Raw genomic sequence first — 21,701 nt, 5'->3', positions numbered from 1 at the left:
CCGCCGCCTGCACCCCGAGTGATCAGCCATGGTGAGGCGAATGATCAGCTACCGATTCGCGATTCGATATTCGCGCTGGCGCCCAGCCAGTTCGCTTTGGATGCCTACCCAGTAGAGATAATCGACCACACCCGAAGGGATCCGCTCAGGATGTCGCCGCCTTGTGGGCGAGGCAAAAAATCTGCGGCTCGATCGGTCCGACTGACGGTTGATGTTCCACAGTCTCAAGTGAGAGGAGGTTCAGCTTCGCTCGCAGAATTGCGTCCGCCATCCCATCAGGTGGGTAGCCAGTGACTCGAACTTGTACTCCCATGAACTCCACTGGCTCTGCGTCCGCGTCGAAATTCACCATGCCCAGCGAGAGCAGGCCGTCATGTCGTAGCCACCCATAGATTCGGTCGAGCATGATGGCCACATCACTCTTCGGGAGCATCAGGAGCGAGAAGTACGCGACAACGGCGTCGAAGGTCGCATCGTCAAAACGCGCCTGCATCATGTCTTGTTGGAAGAACTCGCCCTCCGGCACCTGTCGCTTGGCCAACTCCACCATGCGAGCGGACACATCGATGCCGGTCACGTGATGGCCTGCAGCCGCCAATGATTGTGCTGCTGGGATCCCTGACCCACAGCCCAAGTCCAGAACCGATGAGCGCGGCGGGAGCCGGCTGAGAAGGTCCGCTATGGCCGAGCGCTGAAACGGATTGTCGGCGTGTACACGCTGGTACTCCTCGGCGAGGGCATCGAAAGGCTCCACCCGGTCACGGTAGACCAGTGATGTTCTGGCTAGCTAGTTGAGTTTCTGCGCACCTTGGTCGAGGCTGAGATCACTGCCCGCGACGAGATCGACGGCGCAGTGAAGCCCGATGACCGTCCGCCCCGAGCGCGGAATCACCGACCGGGACCGGTTTCGTCCTCACGCCGCCAACTGTGCGCGGAAGTCGTCGAGCTCTGTGGCGGCGGTTCTGAGATCGGCGTCGATCCCTCGTTCGATCATCTTCACGTAGACCAGGTCGCCGGTCTGGGCGATGCGGCTGATGCCATCGGCGGCGGCGAGGACCCGAGCTTGAACGGTGGCCACGAAATCGTGCGATGCGCCCGTCCAACCGTAGGTGGCCAGGAACAACTCCAGACGCCGGCGCCGATCATCGAGTGCGGTGAAACCCTCTCGTTCCACCACGTGGCGCGCGTGCAGCGGCACCCAGGCGAAGACGGTGAACGCGAGGTCCCACTCTGCCGTCACGGGGCCGGCAAAGTCCCAATCGAAGAAGCCGACCAGCCGGCCATCGTCATCCCACGCGGCGTTGTACGGCGCCGCATCGTTGTGCCCGACGATCAGACCCGGACGCCAGCACCCGCCCTCCCGCCACACAGCGTCGAACGGAGGAACGAAACTGGCGACGGCTGCATGCAAGGACCGCAACCACGTTGCGACCTGGATGAGCGCGGAGTCGCTGTGCACCCACGGTGGCCACGGCATCTGGGCGCCCACGGTGTGCCCGGGCAGCAGGCTGAGGATTTCTCGTCCGGCCTCGTCGATGCCCAAGGCATGCGGCGCTCCGCTGAACCCGCACGCCGACAGATGGGCCAGCAGCGCGTGCACCGACGGTGTCCACGGTCCGACGGGGCGACGCACCGTATCGCCCACTCGCAGGGCGCCATCGGCATTGCCGCCCGGCAGCCGGCCCTCTTCGTCCACCTGGCGATCGTCTCACCGCAGAGCGTGGCTGCATCTGGCGGCGTCCCCAGCAAAGCCGTCCGGTGGTCGTCCCGGTGACGGGGGCGCTATGGGTTTCGCAGCTGCTACAAGCATGCGCCATGGATGGGCTCGCCGTGACGCGCACGCTCTGGTGGTCCCGGTTCGCGGTGTGGGGCACTGGCCTGTGAGCACGTAGTGTCCGGGACGTGGAACTTCGTTAACTTGAGGCGTTCGTTGCGGTGGCCTCTGAGTTGCACTTCGGGCGTGCGGCGGACCGTCTGCACGTGGCCCAGCCGACGCTGAGTGAGCTCGTGCGGCGATTGGAACGAGAGCTGGGTACTCCGTTGTTCGACCGCACGACGCGGCGGGTTGCCTTGACCGGCGCAGGGGTTGAACTCCTCGGGCCGCCCCGCGGCATGAGGACAGCCGAAAGGGGAGCGAGCCGTCGTTACCGCAGCGGTGCCGGTCAGCCGTCGGTTTCGCGGGGCCATAGAGTCCACAGGCATGGCCCCCAGCTGGCGGGGCGCGCACGAGCAACCGAACGGAGCGCAGGGATGGCGGACATCGTCGATTTGATCTATGCCGATCATGACTGGTTTCGGCGTCAGTTCTTCTACCTGGACTACGCCACCAGCGAGGTGGAGCTGGCGGCCGTGTGGGAGGTGCTGGCGACCAAGTTGGAAACCCACGCTGAGGCCGAGGAGACGGTGTTCTACCCAGCGCTGCTGAAGAAGGGCATAGCCGGCGATCCCGAGGATGAAACTGAGGACGCGATCGAGGATCACAACAAGATCCGCGACGCGGTTGCGGAGGCCCGCAGGCACCGAGTAGGCACCGAAGCCTGGTTCGAGGCGGTCGGCAAGGCCCGTGCCGAGAACGGCGAGCATCTGGACGAGGAGGAGCGTGAGGCGCTTCCGGACCTCATCAAAAGCACCACACCCGAGCTTCGTCACCAATTGGCGATGGCGTGGTTGCAGTTCTATGCCGAGCACCAAGCTGGCGTCGGGGTGAACACCGAGAACAAGGACGCCGAGGAGTACATCGACTCCAACAGCTGACTAGCACGCTTGGGCCGCAGAGAGCGAGAGAGCGATCACGGCAACGCCACCGTGACCGCCTACGTTTGTGCCCCTGAGCCTGAGGACTGACGCGTTCGATCTGCTCGCCATCAGATACTCGTAGCAAGCCCGCAGATCGAGGGATACCACCTTCTCGGTGATTGGCAGCGATATCTCAACCGATGTGCGAAGTCAGAATCACAACGTAGGTGCGCCTCGACCTTCGGGCGATGCTTGACGGAGTTGTGTCGGTTGATCCTTGATAGGCGTCGGTGCCCAGCTCGGCTACGACCAGGGCACCATCTGTAGAAACGTCCCAAAGCCGCTAATCGGTACGATTTATGTCATATCGTGCGGCACGTTATCCAGTAGCTCGGCCCCTGGAGGCACCATGTCGATTCTCGCCCGGCTCCTTCGACTCTCGATCGCCGTTGGCGCGATGTCCGCTGCAGTCACCGCACCGTCCATCGCGTCCGCGCAGACGTACGCCGGCGCGGAGGCTTCGGCGTGCGGGTCCGGAGTGACGTGCCAGTTCGATGTGCGGTACGGCAACGGCGCCGCCCAGACGCTGGACGTTTACCTACCCACCGGTGTGACCGGTGAGCCATCGATCGTCCTGATCCACGGCGGTGGCTGGAAAGCGAACGACAGCCGGACGCTGGCCGCGCAGGCCACCTATTTCGCCCAGAACGGCTTCGCCGTGTTCTCGATCAATTACACGCTCTCCACGCCCACCTTGCCGAGCTGGCCCCAGGTCTACACCGACGTCAAGACCGCGACCCGCTGGGTTGGCCAGCACGCCGCAGACTACGGCGCTGACGGGACCCGGCTCGGCGCGTTCGGCCCTTCCGCGGGCGGACACTTGTCCGCCCTGCTCGACACCTACGGACCCGAACACGGCATCCGCATCAAGACCGCAGTCGCGACGTCCGGACCCATGGACCTCGGGATCACTTACCGCGAAGGCGGCGGTGACGCCGCGACCAACGTCAGGCAATTGCTCGGCTGTATCCCGGGCAACTGCCCGAACCGTGAGGATGTGGTCGCCTCACCGATCTCGCACGTCAGCACCGGCGACGGGCCGCTGCTGTTCTTCAACAGCGACAACGAGGTCATCCCCGTCAACGGCGCGCATGCGATGAACGACGCCCTGCGAGCCGCACAGGTCCCACACTCGCTGGTCGTGATTCAGAACTCCACCCTGCACGCCAACGCCTACCTCTGCAATTTCGAAACCGTCCTCAACCAACAATCGCGAGTCATCGACGGGATCGTCCGCTGGTTCGGCAGATACCTGTCGGGCACCCAGATCACGCCCACCGGCACATACTGCAGCCCGTAACTGCTGAATCGTGACGGCGTGGTTTGCGAGCCTGAGGCGGCATCCTGCGGACGCTTGCCGAGTAGGTGCGAGGTGCTCTAGCCGACTGCAAGCAGCTAACAGCAGAACAACCGCTTCGTGTTCAGCTCGAGCGACGCGTTCCGGGGTGCTCCGGACCGGTGTCGCCTGAGACTGCTTCCTCAGCGGCGGCGTCGTCTAAAGTGACGCCGTCCAGAGGGTCGCCGGCAGCCGTTCCGCTCAGCTGCGGCGCCGAGCCTGCCTTCGGCGCGTCGGTGGGCGGCGGCCCACCGTCAGCTGCCCGGCTGAGGGCATTGGACTGGTTCTGCTCGGTCGCTTCAGTTTCGGCGTTGTGGTGCGGGTCGATGCCGTCGTGCGGCTCGATGTCTCCGGTTGATTGGGTCACGTACGCCACCGTAGCGACCCGGAGCTGATCATGCCCCTGTTGACCACCTGCTCTGATCAACACGGTTCGAGAAATGGCAGCTACAGCTCCCGAGCGAAAGGCGGGGCCCGAGAGTCTCGATGCCGCCGTTCTCGTGCAGGCCGGCTCAGCCGGGTCGAGTTCCCATCCGCGGATTGGCCGTCTCGCCCGGTGGCAGCGGGGTCGTCTCTTCGCTCGCCTGCGCAACTGCGTAGTTCCCGTCGCCTGCGCAACTGCATAGTCCCTGTCGCCTGCGCAACTGCGTAGTCCCTGTCGCCTGCGTAGCTCTCAGATACGGGTATTCGGAGCGATGGCTGGCCATGCGGCAGCGAGAGTCCTAGACGCCCTCTGCTACCAAGCGGGTGGAACTGTTCATGGAATACAACGTATGTGCGCCGCCAGGGACTCGAACCCCGAACCCGCTGATTAAGAGTCAGCTGCTCTGCCAGTTGAGCTAGCGGCGCGTACAACATCCATGCCCCTTGGCGTGGGCACGAGACAGAACCTTAGCAGAGCCCGTCGGAGGCCTTGAAATCCGGCAGGGCACCCAGCGCCCACCTGCCGATGACCCCGCGTTGACCGCCCCGGACCCCTGTGGTTGGGTGGTCGGCAACGACGGCAGTGAAGGAAGTCCGGTGCGAATCCGGCGCGGTCCCGCCACTGTCACCGATGAGCGGACCCCGCTACATCACGGCCTCGCGGCTGGAAGATGGGGCGAGCGTGCCAGGCCTGAGGCCCGGTGGATTCGGGAGCCAGGATACTTCGGCCGTCGGAGCAGCCCCAGGGCGTGGACACCCGACGGAGGTTTTGATGACAACGGCAACCCGGCACGCCCGGCAACGCCTCAGTAGACGCAGGCACTAGATGTCACGGCTCCCGGTCGCGGCTGGGCTGGTTCTCGGCGTGCTGGCCGACGAGCTGCTCGGCGACCCCCGCCGCGGCCACCCAGTCGCCGGCTTCGGCGCCGCCGCCGCAGCCCTGGAACGGCGCCTGTACCGCGACGACCACGGAGCCGGCGCGAGGTACGCGCTGGCCTGTGTGCTGCCGGTGGCCGCCGCGGCTGCCTTGGTCGAACGGCGCGTCGTCCGGCGTCCGGCCCGCAGAACGCTGGCAGTCGCCGCCGCGACGTGGGCCGTGGTCGGCGGCCGCAGCCTGCGCCGGATCGCCACCGACCTGGCCGCCGCGCTGAACCGCGACGACACCGAGGCAGCCCGGGCCCTGATCCCCAGCCTGTGCGGCCGCGACCCCGCCCAGCTGGACAGCGGCGGCATAGCCCGCGCCACCGTGGAGTCGGTCGCCGAGAACACCTCAGACTCGGTCATCGCGCCGCTGTTCTGGGGCGCCGTCGCGGGCCTGCCCGGCCTGCTCGGCTACCGCGCCGTCAACACCCTGGACGCGATGGTCGGGCACCGCTCGCCCCGCTACGCCCGGTTCGGCACCGCCGCCGCCCGGTTGGACGACCTCGCCAACCTCGTCCCGGCCAGGCTGACCGCCGCCCTGACCGTGGCCCTGGCCGGCCAGGTCGGCGGCTCACCTGCTGAGAGCTACCGCGCCTGGCGCTCCGACGCCGCGGCCCACCCGAGCCCGAACGCCGGCCAGTGCGAGGCCGCCGCCGCCGGCGCGCTAGGCCTCACCCTCGGCGGTCCGACCAGCTACCCCAGCCACACCGAGCACCGCCCGATCCTGGGCTCGGGCCGGGCGCCGCAGCCCGAGGACATCCGGCGTGCGACGAGGCTCAGCCACCTGACGCAGTACGCGAGCCTGGCCGTGCTGCTGGCCGCCATGCACCTGCGGGAGATGGCCAGAACCCGGAACGGCGCACCGGCGTGAAGGGCTCGCTGCTGGTCGCCGGCGCCAGCTCCGACGCCGGCAAAAGCCTGCTCACCGCCGGCCTGTGCCGGTTGCTGGCCCGGCGCGGCGTCTCGGTCGCTCCGTTCAAGGCCCAGAACATGTCCAACAACTCCGCGGTGACCGCTGACGGCGGCGAGATCGGCCGGGCCCAGGCGCTGCAGGCCCAGGCCTGCGGCATCCAGGCCAGCGTGCTGATGAACCCGGTGCTGCTCAAGCCCGGCAGCGACCGGCGCTCGCACGTGCTGCTGCACGGCCGCCCCTACGCCGAGGCCAGCGCGCTGGACTACCGGCAGCTCAAGTCCGCGCTGCGCAAAGAGGTGCTGGCCAGCTACGACGAGCTGCGCCAGCGCTATGACGTGGTGATCTGCGAGGGCGCCGGCAGCCCCGCCGAGATCAACCTGCGCGAGAGCGACCTGGCCAACATGTGGCTGGCCGACCAGCGCGACCTGGCCACCCTGGTGGTCGGCGACATCGACCGGGGCGGCGTCTTCGCCTCGCTCTACGGCACCCTGGCGCTGCTCAGCGAACGCGACCAGTCCCTGATCGCCGGCTTCGTGGTGAACAAGTTCCGCGGCGATGACCGGCTGCTGGCTCCGGGCCTGCAGATGCTGACCGAGCTGACCGGACGTCCGGTGTTCGGGGTGCTGCCCTGGCTGCCCGAGCTGCGACTGGACGCCGAGGACTCGCTGTCCACCCCGCTGGCCCTGGACGGCGGGCCGCCGGTCGGCGCCGAACGGCTCACGGTGGCCGCGATCAGGCTGCCACGCACGTCGAACTCCACCGACGTCGACGCGCTCGGCGCCGAGCCCGGCGTCTCGGTGCGCTGGACCGCCTCGCCGGCCGAGGTGCTCGCCGCGGACCTGGTCGTGGTGCCGGGCAGCCGGGCCACCGTCGCCGACCTGGCCTGGCTGCGCGAGCAGGGCCTGGCGACGGCGCTGACCGAGCGCGCCGAGCGCGGCCGCCCGGTGCTCGGCATCTGCGGCGGCTACCAGATGCTGGCCCACACCATCGTCGACGACGTCGAGTCCGGCGCCGGCACGGTGCCGGGGCTCGGGCTGCTGCCGGTGGCGGTGCGCTTCAAGCAGGACAAGATCCTCGGCCGGCCTGCCGGCGAGGCGTTCGGAGCGCCGGTGACCACCGGATACGAGATCCACCACGGCCTCACCTCGCTGCTGCCCGGAGCCGCTGCGGGCGCCGGGGGCGCCGGCAACGCCACCAGCGGCGCCGTGAGCGAGGTCGAGCCGTTTCTGGACGGCTACCGGGTGGGCTCGGTCTGGGGCACCATGTGGCACGGCGCCTTCGACAGCGACGAGTTCCGGCGTCGGTTCCTGAGCCGGGCGGCGGCGCTGGCCGGTCGCGACTTCACCCCCGCGCCCGGCGTCGACATCGCCGCCGGCCGGACCGGCCAGCTGGACCGGCTGGCCGACGCCCTCGAGGCCGGCCTCGACGTCGAGGCGTTGACCGATCTGATCACCACCGGCCCGCCGCGCGGCCTGCCGTCTCTGCCACCAGGAGCACCGACTAGATGACCGAAGATCTGACCATGAGCGTCAACGGCAAGGCTCCCGCCAGCGGTGAGGGACCCGCCGGCGACCAGGGCTATCCCTTCTCCGCGGTGCTCGGCGCGCAGGAGATGCGGCTGGCCCTGCTGCTCAACGCGGTGTCACCGGCCATCGGCGGGGTGCTGGTGCGCGGTGAGAAGGGCACCGCCAAGTCGACGGCGGTCCGCGGCCTGGCCGCGCTGCTGCCGGCCATCGAGGTGGTCGCCGGCTGCCGGTTCGGCTGCGACCCGGCTGCGCCGGAGCCGCACTGCCCGGACGGCCCGCACGCCGCCGGCCTGACTCCAGGCGGCCGGAACTCCGACGAGCTGAACCCCGCCGGCGCGCATCCCACCGTGGAGGCGGTGACCGTGCCGGCCCGGCTGGTGGAGCTGCCGGTCGGCGCCTCGGAGGACCGGGTGGTCGGCTCACTGGACCTGGAACGGGCGCTGGCGCACGGCGTCCGGGCCTTCGAGCCGGGGCTGCTGGCCAGCGCGCATCGGGGCATTCTCTACGTCGACGAGGTCAACCTGCTGGCCGACCACCTGGTGGACGTGCTGCTCGACGCCGCGGCGATGGGCCGCAACCACGTCGAGCGCGACGCCGTCTCGGTCAGCCACCCAGCCCGGTTCGTCCTTATCGGATCGATGAATCCCGAGGAGGGCGAGCTGCGGCCACAGCTGCTGGACCGGTTCGGCCTGACCGTGGACGTCTCGGCCAGCCGGGACCCCGCGGTCCGGGTCGAGGTGGTCCGCCGGCGCCTGGACGCCGACGCCGACCCGGCCGGCTTCGCTCAGCGGTGGTCTGAGGCCGAGGCCGAGCTCGCGGCGCAGATCGTCGCCGCCCGCACGCTGCTGCCTGAGGTCGTGCTCGGTGACGCGGCGCTGCGCCAGATCGCCGAGGTGTGCGCCGCCTTCGACGTCGACGGGATGCGCGCCGACATCGTCACCGCCCGCACCGCCGTCGCGCACGCCGCCTGGCACGGCCGCACCGCGGTCACCGAAGCCGACGTCCGGGCCGCGGCGCTGCTGGCGCTGCCGCACCGCCGCCGGCGCAATCCCTTCGACCAGCCCGGCATGGACGCCGACGCCCTGGACCAGGCGCTGGAACGAGCCCGTGACGCCGAGCCGGAGCCGCCCGAGCCCGGCGGTGGCGGCGCGCCGCCCGAGGACTCCGCCGACGCCGACAGCGCCCGCGACGCCGACAGGACCCCCGACGCCGACAGCGCTCCCGACAGCGCCCCGAGCCGCCAAGGCCAGCAGCCGCAGAACAACCAGCAAGAACCGCAGGGCGACGCCGGAGAGCAAGCCGACGCCCAGAGCAAGAGCCCCGAAGGCGGCGCCGCGACCCCGCCGGCCAGCACCGCCGCCACCGGCCAGGCCGGCCGCGCGAAGGTGCTGCGCGGCAGCGGCGGGTCACTGGCCACCCCCGGCCGCCGGGCCGCTGCCCGGACCGGACGCGGCCGGACCGTGCGCGCGCTGCCGGCCGGCAGCCAGGCCGGCCCGATCCACCTGCGGGCCACGGTGGCCGCCGCCGCCCTGCACCAGGTGGACCGGGGCCGCGACGCCGGTCCGCTCAAGCTGACGGGCCAGGACCTCCGGCGCGCCGACCAGCGCGGCAAAGAGGGCAACCTGGTGCTGTTCGTGGTCGACGCCAGCGCGTCGATGGCCGCCCGGGCCCGGATGGGCGAGGTGAAGGCGGCGATCCTGTCGTTGCTGCTGGACGCCTACCAGCGCCGGGACAAGGTCGGCCTGATCACCTTTCGCGACAAGGGCGCCGAGCTGGTGCTGCCGCCGACCGGTTCGGTCTCCCACGCGGCCCGGCGGCTGGAGGACCTGTCCACCGGCGGGCGCACCCCGCTGGCGGCCGGGGTGGCCAAGGCCGCGCAGGTGGTGCGCACCGAACTGCTGCGCGATCCGCTGCGCCGGCCGCTGATCGTGCTGATCACCGACGGGCGGGCCGACACCCGCGCCGCGGCTCGCGCCGGCGCCGGACTGCGCGATCACGACATGGTGGTCATCGATTGCGAGCGGGGGCTGGTCCGGCTCGGCCTGGCGCAACGGTTGGCCTATGACCTGCACGCGCAGTACCTGCCGCTGGCCGAGGTCACCAGCGAGCCGCTCACCTCCCTAGTCAACGATTGGCAGGCCGCCTGATGCCGCAAGGAAAACCCGAATCCGTCCCGGCGGACGGCCTGACCACCCGGCAGCGGCGCAACCGGCCGCTGACCATGGTGCACACCGGCCCGATGAAGGGTAAGTCGACCGCCGCTTTCGGCATGGCGCTGCGGGCCTGGAACGCTGGCATGAGCGTCGGGGTGTTCCAGTTCGTCAAGAGCGCCAAGTGGAAAGTCGGTGAGGAGTCGGCGTTCACCGCGCTGAACGCCGTCCATCAGAGCACCGGCCAGGGCGCGTCGGTGGCCTGGCACAAGATGGGGGAGGGCTGGTCCTGGATCCAGCGTCCCGGCAGCGAGGCCGACCACGCCGCCGACGCCCAGGAGGGCTGGTGCCAGATCCAGCGTGACCTGGCCGCCGAGACCTACCGCTTCTACGTCCTGGACGAGTTCACCTATCCGATGAAGTGGGGTTGGGTCGACCCGGACGAGGTCGTCGCCACCCTCGCGGCCCGGCCCGGTTCGCAGCACGTGGTGATCACCGGTCGCGACGCCGCGCCGGCGCTGGTGGACTACGCCGACCTGGTCACCGAGATGACGAAGGTGAAGCATCCGATGGACGCCGGCCAGAAGGGGCAGCGGGGGATCGAGTGGTGAGCCCGCCGCTGAGCCTGCCCCGGCTCGTGATCGCCGCTCCGGCCAGCGGCGCCGGCAAGACCATGGTGGCCACCGGGCTGCTGGCAGCCTTTCGCCGCCAGGGACTTCAGGTCAGCTGCCATAAGGTCGGCCCGGACTACATCGACCCCGGCTACCACGCGCTGGCCGCCGGCCGGGTGGGGCGCAACCTCGACGCCTGGCTGGTCGGCGAGGACCGGATAGCGCCGCTGCTGCGGCATGCCGCGATGACCCCGCGGCCGGCCGACATCGCCGTCATCGAGGGCGTGATGGGCCTGCACGACGGCATGGTCGGTCGGGGTGATTTCGCCTCCACCGCCCACATCGCCCAGCTCACCGGCTCGCCTGTCCTGCTGGTGCTCGACACCACCGCCCAAGGCCGGTCCGCGGCTGCGCTCGTGCTCGGAATGCAGTTGTTCGACAAGGGCATCCGGATCGCCGGGGTGATCCTCAACCGGGTCGGCAGCGACCGGCACGAGCTGTTGCTGCGCCAGGCGCTGGCCGAGGTCGGCGTGCCGGTGGTCGGCTCGATCGGCCGGTCCGCGGCGGTGGTCACCCCGTCCCGGCACCTGGGTCTCATCCCGGCCGCCGAACGGCACGCCGAAGCGCAGGCGACGGTGGCCGCGCTCGCCGACCTCATCGAGGCCAGCCTCGACCTGGCCGCGGTGCGGGCCATCGCGGAGTCGGCGCCGCCGCTGACCGCGCCCGCCTGGGACCCGGCCGACGAGGTCGAGCGGGTCGGCGACGGGGTGCCGGTCGCGGTGGCCGCCGGGCCCGCTTTCACCTTCAGCTACGCAGAGACCACCGAGCTGCTGACCGCGGCGGGGGCGCTGGTGCTGCCCTTCGACCCGACCCGCGACGCCGAGCTGCCCAGCGGCAGCCGGGGCGTGGTGATCGGCGGCGGTTTTCCCGAGGTGCACGCCGAGGCGCTGTCGGACAACGCCGGCCTGCGCGCGGACCTGGCCGCCTTCGACGGGCCGATCGTGGCCGAGTGCGCCGGCCTGCTGTACCTGGCTGCCGAGCTGGACGGAAAGCCGATGGTCGGCCGGATCCAGGCCCGGGCCCAGCTGACGGCCAAGCTGACGCTGGGCTACCGGGAGGCGGTCGCCGAAGCCGACTCCGCTGTCGCCCGGGCCGGCGAGCGGGTGCACGGCCATGAGTTCCACCGCACCGTCACCGATCCCGAGCACGGGCCAGTGGCCGCCTGGCGCTACGCCGGCGATCAGGGCGGCCGCCGGCAGGGCTTCAGCGCGGCCGGCGTCCACGCCTCCTACCTGCACACCCACTGGGCCGGCCAGCCCTCGGCCGCCCAGCGTTTCGTCGAGGCCTGCAGGTGAGAGGCTTCGGGCCCCGCCCGCGCCGGCCGGCGGACGCGGGTCCGGCCCTGACCGCCGAACCGATGCTGGTCGCCGGCATGGGCGCCAGCTTCGGGGTGTCGGTCGAGGAGGTGCGGGCGCTGCTCGGCATCGCCCTGGACCAGCTCGGCCTGGACTTCTCGGCGGTGACCGCGATCGCGACGGTGGACAGCAAGGCGCGCGAGCAGGGACTGGTGGAGCTCGCCGCCGAACTCGGCGTTCCGCTGGCGTCGCATTCGGCCCCGGCGCTGGCCAAGGTGCCCGTGCCGCATCCCAGCCCAGTGGTCGAGGCGGCGCTGGCAACCCCCAGCGTGGCCGAGGCGGCCGCCCTGCTGGGCCTGCCGGGCTGGCGGACCGGCAACCCCGCGGCCGCGGTCGAGTTGCTGGTCGGCAAGACCGCCAGCCCGCGAGCCACGGTGGCGATCGCCAGGCACTGGCTGGTCGACCTGCGCCATCACGGTGACGCCGAGCTAGGCCAAGAGCTGCTCGACTTCGCCGTCAACGTCAGCGCCGAGCCGATGCCGGCCTGGCTGAGCGAGCCGATCACGGCGGCCTGCGGGCAGCTGGGCCGCTATCCGGATTCGCGGGCCGCGACCGCCGCCGCCGCAGCCCGGCACCGTCGACCGGCGGATCAGGTGTTGCTGACCGCGGGCGCCGCGGAGGCGTTCACCCTGCTGGCGCAAGGCTTTCCTCCCGGGCTGGCGGTCATCGTCCACCCGCAGTTCACCGAGCCGGAGGTCGCCCTGCGGGCAGCCGGTTGGCGCATCGAGCGGGTGCTGCTGGACTCCTCGGACTGGTTTTGCCTTGATCCGGCTCGGATACCGGACGAGGCCCGCCTGGTGGTGATCGGAAACCCGACCAACCCGACCGGCACGCTGCATCCGAGGCAGGCGCTGCTGGCGTTGCGTCGGCCCGGCCGCCTGGTCGTGGTCGATGAGGCGTTTCTGGACTCGGTGCCCGGTGAGCCGGAAAGCCTTGCCGAGCAGGAGGACCTGAGCGGCATCGTGGTGGTGCGCTCGCTGACCAAGACCTGGGCGCTGGCCGGCCTGCGGATCGGTTACCTGCTCGGTGACGCCGACGCGATAGCCGCCGCCGCCGCGGTGCAACCGCACTGGTCGGTCTCCACCCCGGCGCTGGCCGCCGCCGAGGCCTGCCTGTCGCCCGCGGCGCAGCCCGAGGCGCGCCGCCGGGCAACCGAGGTCACCGCACGCCGTCACGCGCTGGCCGCGGAGCTGGCACGCCGGGGCTTCGACGTCCACCCACGCGGAGTGGGGCCGTTCGTGCTGACCCGGCACCCGGCCCTGACCGCCCTGCACCCCCCGCTGCGGGCACTGGGCATCGCGGTGCGCCGGGCCGACACCTTTCCCGGCCTGGGCCCGGGTTGGATCCGGATCGCGGTGCGCGACGAGGCAGCCACCGAGCCACTGCTGGCTGCCCTGGACCGACTCGGCGCCCGTTGACGAGCTGGCCCCGGCCGACACCGCTGATCGGCGACACCACCGCTGCCGCCGAGCGGGCCGCCGACCCGTCGGGTTGGGCGCTCGGCGCTGAGACCGTCACGGCGCTGCACCGGGTGATCGGCGCCCGCCGTGACATCCGCCGGTACCGCCCCGACCCGGTGCCGGCGGACCTGCTGCGCAGCGTGCTGGCTGCCGGGCACCAGGCCCCGTCGGTCGGTCACTCCCAGCCGTGGCGGTTTCTGGTCGTCACCGAGCAGGCCACCCGGGACCGCGCTGCGCTGCTGTCGGACCGGGAGCGGCTGCGCCAGGCCGAGCTGCTGGAACCGGACCGGCGGGCGCGGCTGCTGGATCTGCAACTGGAAGGCATCCGGGAGGCGCCGGTCGGCATCGTGGTCGCCTGCGACCGGCGGGCCGCCGCCGCCGGGGTGTTGGGCCGAGCCGGTTTCCCCGACGCGGACCTGTGGAGCTGCGCCTGCGCCATCCAGAACATCTGGCTCGCGGCCCGGGCCGCCGGCCTCGGCGTCGGCTGGGTGACGCTGTTCCAGCCGGCTGACCTGGCCCGGTTGACGCGGCTGCCCGACGGCGTCCAGACGCTGGGCTGGCTCTGCCTGGGCTGGCCGGACGAGCGCCCGCCCGAGCCGGGGCTGGAACGAGCCGGCTGGTCACAGCGGCTCACCCTGGACCAGGTGGTGCTCAGCGAGCGCTGGCCGGACGAGGGTCAGCCGCCGCCACCCCCGTCCTATCTGGCGCCGGCCGCCGCCCAGCCGCCGGCCAGGGCAGAGCTTCGCGCGCCCGAGCCCCGGGCGGTGGTGGCCGCCCGGGACACCGGCGACCGGCTGCTGAGCCCGCCGGGCTCGCTCGGAGTCCTGGACGCGGCGGTGAACCGGGTGCTGGCACTGGGGCGTCCAGACCTGGACGGCGGCTCGCTGGTGCTGGTCGCGGCCGAGCACCCGGTGACCGCGCATCAGATCTCGGCGTACCCGCCCAGCGTGAGCGAGGACGTGTTCGCCGCGACCGTGGCGGGTCAGTCACTGGGCGCCAGCGCCGCGCGGGCGGCCGGGCTGTCGGTGCGGGCGGTCCGCGCGAGGGCCCGGGACCGGCAGGGCGACCTGGTCGCCTCCGACGCGCTGTCGAGCGCCGACGTCATGCGGTTGCTGGACGAGGGCAAGAGCCTGGGCCGGGCGGCGGCAGCCACCGGTCTGGTGTGCCTGGGCGAGGTCGCGGTGGGCAACACCACGGTCGCGGCCGCCCTGGCCGCCAGCCTGCTCGGGTTGACCGCTGAGCAGGCGGTGGGCCTCGGGGTCGGCGCCGACGCGGCCATGCTGGAGCGCAAGCGGTCCGTGGTGACAGCGGCGGGCATCCGCGCGGCGGCCCGCCACGGTGACGGCCTGGCCGAGCCGCTGACCCTGCTCGCCGCGCTCGGTGGCCCGGAGTTCGCGATGCTGGCCGGTGTGGTGCTCGGCGCGGCGCAAGCCGGCTCGCCAGTGGTGCTGGACGGCTGCGCCACCAGTGTCGCGGCGCTGCTCGCGATTGGACTCGAACCCGCCGCGCAGGCTTACCTGATCGCCGGCCAGCGCAGCCGCGAGCTCGCGCACTCCGCCGTGCTGACCGGACTCGGCCTGGAGCCGCTGCTGGAACTGCGGCTGCGCGCCGGTGAGGGAGTGGGCGCCTGCCTGGCGGCGGGACTGCTGCTGACCGGACTGCGGGTTCGCCGGACGGCCGGCCAGGTCAGCGGCTGAGCCGACCGGACCGGCCGGGGGCCGCCCGGCGCTCACTCAAGCTGGTAGACCCGGTCCTTGAACTCGGTGATCCGCTGGTAGTCACGTCGCAGGGCCTCGGTCGAGTCCGATGCCAGGAAGACCTTGAGCGTGCTGGACAGCAGGTCGACGGTCGGCCTCATCCGCCAGCCCTCCCGGAGCTTGACGATCACCTCCGACACCGTCTGCAGGCCTTCGATCTCGGCCACCACGTCCCGGTCGACGTGCTTGACGACTCCCTCGCGGTCGGTGGGGGTGTTGTAGACCCAGGCCTGGCAGAGCGCTGTGTAGCACCGGCCGGCGTAGCGATCTCCGAACTCCTGCGGGCGGGCGTAGGCCAGCGCGGTCAGGCCGGCCTGATTGGCCCCGAGGCACAGGTCGTGAAAGGCGGGGCTGAGGTTGCCGGCGGTCCGGGCGCCGACCTCGACCAGCGCCGGGCCGTCCGGCGTGATGATGACCTCGGCGTGGGTCGGCCCGTACTCGATGCCCAGCGCCCGCAGCGCGCTGTCGACGTAGCCGACCAGCTCGCCGACCCTGTTGTCCTCGGCCGGCAGCAGGATCTCGTAGTCATAGATGTTGTGCACGCCGACCTGCCGCTTGCGGTACTCCCAGACGCCGCAGGTGTAACGCCGGCCCTGCCAGGACACCATGTCCACCACGTACTCGATCCCATCGAGGTAGGACTGGACGAGCACCTCGTGATTGACCTCGCCCCAGATCGTCTGGGCGCCCAGGATCGTCTCGGCCGCCTCGCGCACCTGAGCGGCGTCGGCGCAGATGGCGACCTTGTCGGTCGCGGCCGAGGCCAGCGGCTTCACCACCACCGGGTAGCGCCCGGCCGCCTCGGCCCAGGCCACCACGTCCTCGGCGCTGCCGCTCTTGAACTGATCGGCGCACCGGACCCCGGCCCGGCGCAGCGCCTCGGCCATGTCGAACTTGTCCCGGCGGGCCGAGGACAGCGCCGTTCCATTGCTGGGCAGCCCCAACCGCTCGGAGAGGGCGTCGGCCAGCAGCACATCGGTCTCCTGCCCGGCGACCACGGCGATCGGGGAGTACGGCACGAGCTGGTCGGCCAGCTCAGCCGGGTCGTCACCGGACACAGTCGCCAGGTAGGCCATCTCCGCTCCGAACGCGGGCAGCTCCGGATCGCTCTTGACCTGCACCACGTCGATGCCGAGCGCGGTGAAGGCGTCCAGCAGGAAGTGGCTACAGGTGTACAAGTCGACGACCACCGCGACCGGCCGGCGCTGTTCGGGCATGGCTGGGCTACCTCGTCACGGGTCGGCGCTGTGTCATCGGTGCCACGCTAGCCGGTGCTGGCCGGCCACGAGCTCAGCTCGTGTCACCTCGCTTGGAGACGGACCTGGCTCGGGTGTGCATCCGTTCGCCCTGCGGCCCGAACAGGCTCAGGATCTCCACCGGCTGCTCGCCGGCGCTGCCGAACCAGTGCGGCACTCGGGTGTCGAACTCAGCGACCTCGCCGGCGCCGAGGACCAGGTCATGCTCGCCCAGGATGAGGCGCATCCGCCCGGACAGGACGTACAGCCACTCGTGGCCCTCGTGCGTCTTGGGCTGCGGCTCGCCGCTGCTCACCGGGATGATGATCTTCCACGCTTGCATGCCGCCGGGCTGACGGGTCAGCGGCAGGACGGTGCGGCCGTTGACCCTGCTGGGCTTGAGCCGGATCCGGGGATCGCCCACCTCCGGGGCTCCCACCAGGTCCTCCAGCGGGACCCGGTACGCCTGCGCGAGCGGGAGCAGCAGTTCCAGGCTGGCCCGTCGCTGCCCGGACTCCAGCCGGGACAGGGTGCTCTTGGAGATGCCGGTCGCCTCGGCCAGAGCCGTCAGCGTCACACCGCGCTGGGTGCGCAGCTGCTTCAACCGGGGGCCGACCTGGTCGATCGCGGCCGCGATCGCTGTCGTGGTGTCGCGCATCGCCCCATTCTGCGCCGGGTTTCCCATAAACAGCAACGTTTGTTGTCGGATTGGGAATCGCGGGGCCACCCTTGGCGACATGAGCGAATACGACGTGGTGATCATCGGCGGCGGCGCCGCCGGACTGTCAGCGGCATTGGTGCTGGCCCGGGCCCGACGCGAGGTTCTGGTGGTGGACGCGGGCGCCCCGCGCAACGCCCCGGCCGCGCACATGCACGGGTTCCTCTCGCGGGACGGCATGCCGCCCGGGCAGTTCTTGGCCGCCGGCCGGAAGGAGGTGAGGGGCTACGGCGGCGTGATCCGGGACGGCTCGGTCACGCAGGTCCTTCGGCGCGACCGGTCCGGTTTCCAGGTCCTGCTCTCCGACGGCCAGCGCGTGTCGGCGCGGCGGTTGCTCGTGGCGACCGGCCTGCGCGACGGGCTGCCCGACCTCCCGGGCCTGCGTGAGCGGTGGGCGCGGGATGTGCTGCACTGCCCGTACTGCCACGGTCACGAGGTGCGAGAGCAGAGGCTGGGCGTTCTCGGCGGTGCGCTCGGCGCCGTCCACTACGCCCAGATAGTCCGGCAGTGGTCACACGACGTGGTGTTCTTCGCACCGTCGGGCACGCTGACCGACGACCAGCGCTCGCAGTTGACGGCCAGGGCCATCGGGATCGTCGAAGGGACCGTCACCCGGGTCCTGGCCGCTGAGGACCGCCTGCGCGGTGTCGAGATGGAGGACGGCCGGAGCATCCACCGGGACGCGCTGTTCGTGCCACCGCGCTTCGCCGCGAACGACGACGTCCTCGTCAGCCTCGGTTGCGCTCTGGACTCCGACGGCTGGGTGGTGGCCGGTCCCCAGGGACAGACCAGCGTCTGCGGCGTGTGGGTGGCCGGCAACGTCGCCAACCCGCGAGCCCAGGTCATCACCGCCGCCGGCGAAGGGTCCGCGGCCGCCATCGCCATCAACGCCGACCTGGTCGAAGAAGACGTCCGCGACGCCGTTCACGACGTCACTCAGGGCGTCCTGCTCTGAGGCGCCCTCATCGAGGAGGATCAATGTCCCACCGAACAACCCCGAACGGCCCCAACCCAAACCCAAACCCAAACCCGGGCCCGGGCCCAAGTCCGAGCCTGGGCCCGAGCCCGAGCCCGAGCCCGAGCCCGGGCCCGAGCCCGAGCCCGAGCCCGCAGAGGGTCTCCCCGCCCAGCAAGCATCAACTGGCGCTGATGATCTGGTTGTGCGTCTTCCCGACCCTGGCCATCCTCAACCTCGCGCTGGGTGACTGGCTCAAGGCGATGCCTGCCATCCCGCGGACCTTCGTGCTGAGCACGGTCGCGGTCCCGATCGTCATCTACGGCCTGATGCCGCACCTGCACCGGCTGCGTGTCCGGCTGCTGGCCCGCTCCGCTGGCAGCGCCGCCTAGCGGGAGCAGCCCGGCCGCCACCCGGTTGACACCCGATTGACACCCGGCGCCTGGGAGGCGGGACGACAGAGCCCCTGGCCGCATCCGCGGGCCAGGGGCTCGATCGCATTGGGGTGAGTGACGGGACTCGAACCCGCGACATCCGCGACCACAACGCGGCGCTCTACCAGCTGAGCTACACCCACCATCACCTTGCCGGCCGCGGCGGCGACCGGCAAAGCTCGATCAGTCTAGCGGCTGACCGGTCTCTGGCACGACCGGGTCGGCGGGCTCCTGCGGCGCCTGCGCAGGCGGCTGGGAGCCGGTGTCAGCGACGATCGCGGCGACGGCCCCGGCCGCCAGGCTCGGCCCGGCCGCCGAAGCCGCGCCCGCGGCGGCGCCCAGGGCGGCGGCGGCCGCGACCGGGTCGGTGGCAGCCGTCGAGTGCGGATCGACCGCCAGCCCGGGATGGGCTGCCGAGCCAGGGTCAGGCGCCTGCCTGGCGTCCGCGGCGGCGCCCAGCACGGCGGCGGCGGCGGCGGCGGCCTCCTCGGTGGTCGGCCCGGGCGGCGGGACGAAGATCGTCGCCCGGTAGTAGCGCAGTTCCTGCACGCTCTCGTAGATGTCGGCCAGCGCCCGGTGCGCCAGGCCCTTGGCCGGTTGGCCGAAGTAGACCCGGCGGTACCAGCGCCGGGCCAGCTCCTTGATGGAGGAGACGTCGATCATCCGGTAGTGCAGGTGCGCGTCGAGGTCTGGCATGTCCCGAACGATGAAGCCGCGGTCGGTGGCGATGGAGTTGCCGCACAACGGGGCGCTGCGGGCCTCGGGCACGAACCGCTTGATGTAGTCAAGCACCTGCTGCTCGGCCTGGCCCAGGGTCACCGTGGACTGCCGGACGAGCTGGGTGAGGCCCGAGCTCTCGTGCATCTGACGCACGAAGGGCACCATCGTCTCCAGCACGTCGTCGGCGCAGCCGATCACGATGTCCAGGCCCTCGTCCAGCACGTTCAGCTCGGAGTCGGTCACCAGCACGGCGATCTCGATCAACGCGTCCCGGCCGAGTTCCAGCCCGGTCATCTCGCAGTCGATCCAGACCAGCTTGTCGTCCTTCACTTCCTTTTCGGTCACGAGGGCGAAGCGTAGAGCAGAATCGCACGCCTGGAACCTGCGAACCGTGTTTGAGCGAGCCAGAGGAGGCCAAGATGAGCCGGACGCTGTTGAGCGCCGAGGAACTGGAGGACGGCCTGCGGGGGCGGGCGCCGGACTGGTCGGTGGCCGGCGACGCCCTGATCCGGACCGTCGAGTTCAGCTCGTTCCTGACCGCCGTGCGGTTCATCACCGAGCTGGCCCCGGTCGCCGAGCGGCTGGATCACCATCCGGACCTGAGGCTGTCCTGGCGGACGGTGGAGCTGAGCCTGAGCACCCACTCCGCGGGCGGGCTGACCCGGCTGGACCTGGAGCTGGCCCGCGAGTTGGACGCGATCATCGACCGGCTGCGCTGAGGCTTCTCCTGGGCCGCGTGCGGCTCTAGCTGGTCAGGCAAACGGCACAGCGCTCGGCCATTGGCAAATGCACCCCCTCCGGCTAGGTTTAATCGTTTTCAATCGGTTTGCGCCTGTCACACCAAGTGTGCTGTGCCAGGTCTGGGGTGTAGGAGAGTTTCGTGTCACGTGGGCGACGTCGATGACCACCACAACCCGTGATGCCATGACAGACACCGCACTCCAACCGACCCAGGACGTGCGGGGCGCCCGCACGCACCGCGACAGCTCCGCCCTGAGCCTGGGCTGGACGTGGATCTTCTCGCCCGCTTCGGCGCTCAGCGCGGCGGGGCGCTGACGCGATGACCGAACTCAGCCCGGCCATCACGGCCGAACCCGAGCTGGAGCGCGCCGACTGGCGTCGGTTCCGATTGCTGGTCGCCGGCAGCGGGGCGTCCTCGTTTGGCAGCTATCTGAACATGGTGGCGCTGCAGCTGTTCGTCTACCAGACGACCGGCAGCGCAGTGGCCACCGGTCTGTTCCTGGTGTTGCGGATGGCCTCCGGATTCTTCGCGGGCATGGCCGGCGGGGCCGTGGCCGCCCGGCTGCCGCGGCGGGTGGTGATGATCAGCTGCGACCTCGCGCAGGCGTCGATGCTGCTGGTGTTCGCCCTGTCCTCGAACGACGTCCGGGTGGCGCTGCTGCCGGTGCTGGCGGTCTCGATCGGAGTGCTGAACACCACCAACCAACTGCTGCTGCGTGCCACGGTGCCCGACTTCGTCGGCGCCGAGAACCGCATGCGCGCCAACGGGTTGCTCGTGACAGGCCGCGCGGTGGCGATGGCGCTGGGCTTCGCCACCGGCGGTCTGCTGGTGTCCTGGGTCGGCTACACGGCGGCGTTCCTGGTCGATGCCGGCACCTTCTGCGTCTCCGCGCTGGTGCTGTCCACTGTCAGGCTGCGCTTTCCGCGCCGCGTGCGGCAGGTCCGGCAGCAGGAGAGGCCGAGCCTCACGGCGCGGAGCAAGCTCGTGCTGGTCGCCTTGACCGCCGCCCCCTCCGTGCTGGCGATCGTGGTCATCCGATGCGTGGACGCCTTCGGGTCGGCCTCCCACCAGGTCGGCATCCCGATCTACGCCACCCAGCTGCAACCGGACAACCCGTCTGGGTTCGTCGGCAACTTCTGGGCTGCGTGGGCGATCGGACTGTTTGCCGCCCACCAGCTGGTGAGCCGGATCTACAAGAGCGGACACCGGCACGACGAGCGCGCGTTCGTGATCGGCACCGCCGTGATGTCCGCAGCCTTCATCGCCGCGTTCTCCGGCCTCGGCCAACCCTGGGTGCTGCTGGTGGCCCTGGTCGCCGGCCTCGCCGACGGGTTCATCGAGATCACCTACACCACCAGGGTGCAGGCCGAGCCGGACCCTGCGCGGGGCTTGTTCTTCGGCCTGACCGCGATGGCCGAGAACGCGGGCCTGGGCATCGGCCTACTGGTCGCCTCGGGCCTGCTGGAGGTGTGGACGCCGCTGGCGGTGGCCGCGCTGCTGCACGGCGTGGTCATCGTGCTGGCCCTCGGGTACGTGATCCAGACCATCCGCAAGCCGGGCGACCGGGCGACGACTTCAAGCTGATAGGG

Annotated in this window: 20 protein-coding genes, 2 tRNA genes, 1 pseudogene and 1 riboswitch; of the genes and pseudogenes, 15 read left to right on the top strand and 8 right to left on the bottom strand. The window is 71.0% G+C overall.

What is annotated here, in order from left to right:
- Positions 1 to 145: 145 nt before the first annotated feature.
- Complete coding sequence (locus VGB75_20170; protein ID HEY0169363.1) at positions 146 to 754, bottom strand: class I SAM-dependent methyltransferase; 609 nt, start codon at positions 752 to 754, stop codon at positions 146 to 148.
- A gap of 159 nt (positions 755 to 913) precedes the next feature.
- A complete protein-coding gene (locus tag VGB75_20165; protein HEY0169362.1) occupies positions 914 to 1,696 on the bottom strand; it encodes a phosphotransferase in 783 nt (260 codons plus the stop codon).
- A 239-nt stretch (positions 1,697 to 1,935) separates the two neighbouring features.
- Here VGB75_20165 and VGB75_20160 point away from each other — a divergent pair.
- The 3 genes and pseudogenes from VGB75_20160 (at position 1,936) to VGB75_20150 (ending at position 4,096) form a co-directional block, all read left to right on the top strand.
- A pseudogene (locus VGB75_20160) lies at positions 1,936 to 2,025 on the top strand (LysR family transcriptional regulator).
- A gap of 225 nt (positions 2,026 to 2,250) precedes the next feature.
- A complete protein-coding gene (locus VGB75_20155; GenBank protein HEY0169361.1) occupies positions 2,251 to 2,754 on the top strand; it encodes a hemerythrin domain-containing protein in 504 nt (167 codons plus the stop codon).
- A 391-nt stretch (positions 2,755 to 3,145) separates the two neighbouring features.
- A complete protein-coding gene (locus VGB75_20150; GenBank protein HEY0169360.1) occupies positions 3,146 to 4,096 on the top strand; it encodes an alpha/beta hydrolase in 951 nt (316 codons plus the stop codon).
- A 121-nt stretch (positions 4,097 to 4,217) separates the two neighbouring features.
- On the opposite strand, the gene VGB75_20145 is transcribed toward VGB75_20150, so the two are convergent.
- Positions 4,218 to 4,499 (bottom strand): hypothetical protein, encoded by a 282-nt coding sequence (locus tag VGB75_20145; protein HEY0169359.1) that lies wholly within the window; start codon positions 4,497 to 4,499, stop codon positions 4,218 to 4,220.
- Between the two features lie 409 nt (positions 4,500 to 4,908).
- Positions 4,909 to 4,981, bottom strand: a tRNA-Lys gene (locus VGB75_20140).
- Between the two features lie 160 nt (positions 4,982 to 5,141).
- A riboswitch (cobalamin riboswitch) is annotated at positions 5,142 to 5,280 on the top strand.
- 101 nt (positions 5,281 to 5,381) lie between these two features.
- On the opposite strand from VGB75_20140, the gene VGB75_20135 reads away from it, so the two are divergent.
- From VGB75_20135 to bluB, 7 genes are read left to right on the top strand one after another with little or no spacing between them, the layout of a single operon-like run.
- A complete protein-coding gene (locus VGB75_20135; GenBank protein ID HEY0169358.1) occupies positions 5,382 to 6,347 on the top strand; it encodes a cobalamin biosynthesis protein in 966 nt (321 codons plus the stop codon).
- A complete protein-coding gene (locus tag VGB75_20130; protein ID HEY0169357.1) occupies positions 6,344 to 7,897 on the top strand; it encodes a cobyric acid synthase in 1,554 nt (517 codons plus the stop codon). Before VGB75_20135 ends, VGB75_20130 begins: the two co-directional genes overlap by 4 nt.
- Entirely contained in the window at positions 7,894 to 10,062 is a 2,169-nt protein-coding gene (locus tag VGB75_20125) for a VWA domain-containing protein (protein ID HEY0169356.1), read from the top strand. The genes VGB75_20130 and VGB75_20125 overlap by 4 nt, the downstream gene beginning before the upstream one ends.
- Positions 10,062 to 10,676 carry a cob(I)yrinic acid a,c-diamide adenosyltransferase gene (cobO, locus tag VGB75_20120; GenBank protein ID HEY0169355.1) on the top strand — a complete coding sequence of 205 codons (615 nt, stop codon included), beginning with the start codon at positions 10,062 to 10,064 and terminating at the stop codon, positions 10,674 to 10,676. The genes VGB75_20125 and cobO overlap by 1 nt, the downstream gene beginning before the upstream one ends.
- Entirely contained in the window at positions 10,673 to 12,031 is a 1,359-nt protein-coding gene (locus VGB75_20115) for a cobyrinate a,c-diamide synthase (GenBank protein ID HEY0169354.1), read from the top strand. Before cobO ends, VGB75_20115 begins: the two co-directional genes overlap by 4 nt.
- Positions 12,028 to 13,509, top strand: coding sequence for an Rv2231c family pyridoxal phosphate-dependent protein CobC (gene cobC, locus VGB75_20110; GenBank protein ID HEY0169353.1), 1,482 nt, complete (start codon positions 12,028 to 12,030; stop codon positions 13,507 to 13,509). Before VGB75_20115 ends, cobC begins: the two co-directional genes overlap by 4 nt.
- Positions 13,506 to 15,248: a 5,6-dimethylbenzimidazole synthase gene (bluB, locus tag VGB75_20105; protein ID HEY0169352.1), complete on the top strand. Its 1,743-nt coding sequence runs from the start codon at positions 13,506 to 13,508 to the stop codon at positions 15,246 to 15,248. The genes cobC and bluB overlap by 4 nt, the downstream gene beginning before the upstream one ends.
- Positions 15,249 to 15,280: 32 nt before the next feature.
- Here the strand turns inward: bluB and VGB75_20100 are convergent, their stop codons facing one another.
- Together VGB75_20100 and VGB75_20095 are read right to left on the bottom strand one after the other, a co-directional pair.
- A complete protein-coding gene (locus VGB75_20100; GenBank protein HEY0169351.1) occupies positions 15,281 to 16,525 on the bottom strand; it encodes an ATP-grasp domain-containing protein in 1,245 nt (414 codons plus the stop codon).
- A gap of 73 nt (positions 16,526 to 16,598) precedes the next feature.
- Positions 16,599 to 17,201, bottom strand: a complete 603-nt coding sequence (locus VGB75_20095) for an XRE family transcriptional regulator (GenBank protein ID HEY0169350.1) — start codon at positions 17,199 to 17,201, stop codon at positions 16,599 to 16,601.
- Between the two features lie 79 nt (positions 17,202 to 17,280).
- Here VGB75_20095 and VGB75_20090 point away from each other — a divergent pair, with 79 nt between their 5' ends.
- The gene (locus VGB75_20090; protein ID HEY0169349.1) at positions 17,281 to 18,216 is read left to right on the top strand and encodes an NAD(P)/FAD-dependent oxidoreductase; all 936 of its coding nucleotides are present in this window, start codon (positions 17,281 to 17,283) and stop codon (positions 18,214 to 18,216) included.
- 194 nt (positions 18,217 to 18,410) lie between these two features.
- Positions 18,411 to 18,608: a hypothetical protein gene (locus tag VGB75_20085; GenBank protein ID HEY0169348.1), complete on the top strand. Its 198-nt coding sequence runs from the start codon at positions 18,411 to 18,413 to the stop codon at positions 18,606 to 18,608.
- A gap of 109 nt (positions 18,609 to 18,717) precedes the next feature.
- Here VGB75_20085 and VGB75_20080 read toward each other — a convergent pair.
- A tRNA-His gene (locus tag VGB75_20080) sits at positions 18,718 to 18,793 on the bottom strand.
- A gap of 40 nt (positions 18,794 to 18,833) precedes the next feature.
- Complete coding sequence (gene orn, locus VGB75_20075; protein ID HEY0169347.1) at positions 18,834 to 19,715, bottom strand: oligoribonuclease; 882 nt, start codon at positions 19,713 to 19,715, stop codon at positions 18,834 to 18,836.
- A 74-nt stretch (positions 19,716 to 19,789) separates the two neighbouring features.
- Between orn and VGB75_20070 the strand changes: the two genes are divergently transcribed.
- The 3 genes from VGB75_20070 to VGB75_20060 all read left to right on the top strand — a co-directional run bounded on the left by VGB75_20070 (position 19,790) and on the right by VGB75_20060 (position 21,696).
- Positions 19,790 to 20,089, top strand: coding sequence for a 4a-hydroxytetrahydrobiopterin dehydratase (locus VGB75_20070; protein ID HEY0169346.1), 300 nt, complete (start codon positions 19,790 to 19,792; stop codon positions 20,087 to 20,089).
- Positions 20,090 to 20,294: 205 nt separating this feature from the next.
- Entirely contained in the window at positions 20,295 to 20,426 is a 132-nt protein-coding gene (locus VGB75_20065; protein HEY0169345.1) for a hypothetical protein, read from the top strand.
- 4 nt (positions 20,427 to 20,430) lie between these two features.
- Entirely contained in the window at positions 20,431 to 21,696 is a 1,266-nt protein-coding gene (locus tag VGB75_20060) for an MFS transporter (GenBank protein HEY0169344.1), read from the top strand.
- The last annotated feature ends 5 nt before the right edge of the window (positions 21,697 to 21,701 follow it).

It is taken from the genome of Jatrophihabitans sp. (assembly GCA_036399055.1).
Lineage (GTDB): Bacteria > Actinomycetota > Actinomycetes > Mycobacteriales > Jatrophihabitantaceae > Jatrophihabitans_A.
The sequence above is the reverse complement of the archived record's forward strand: the minus strand, read 5'-3'. Positions and strand labels throughout refer to the sequence as shown.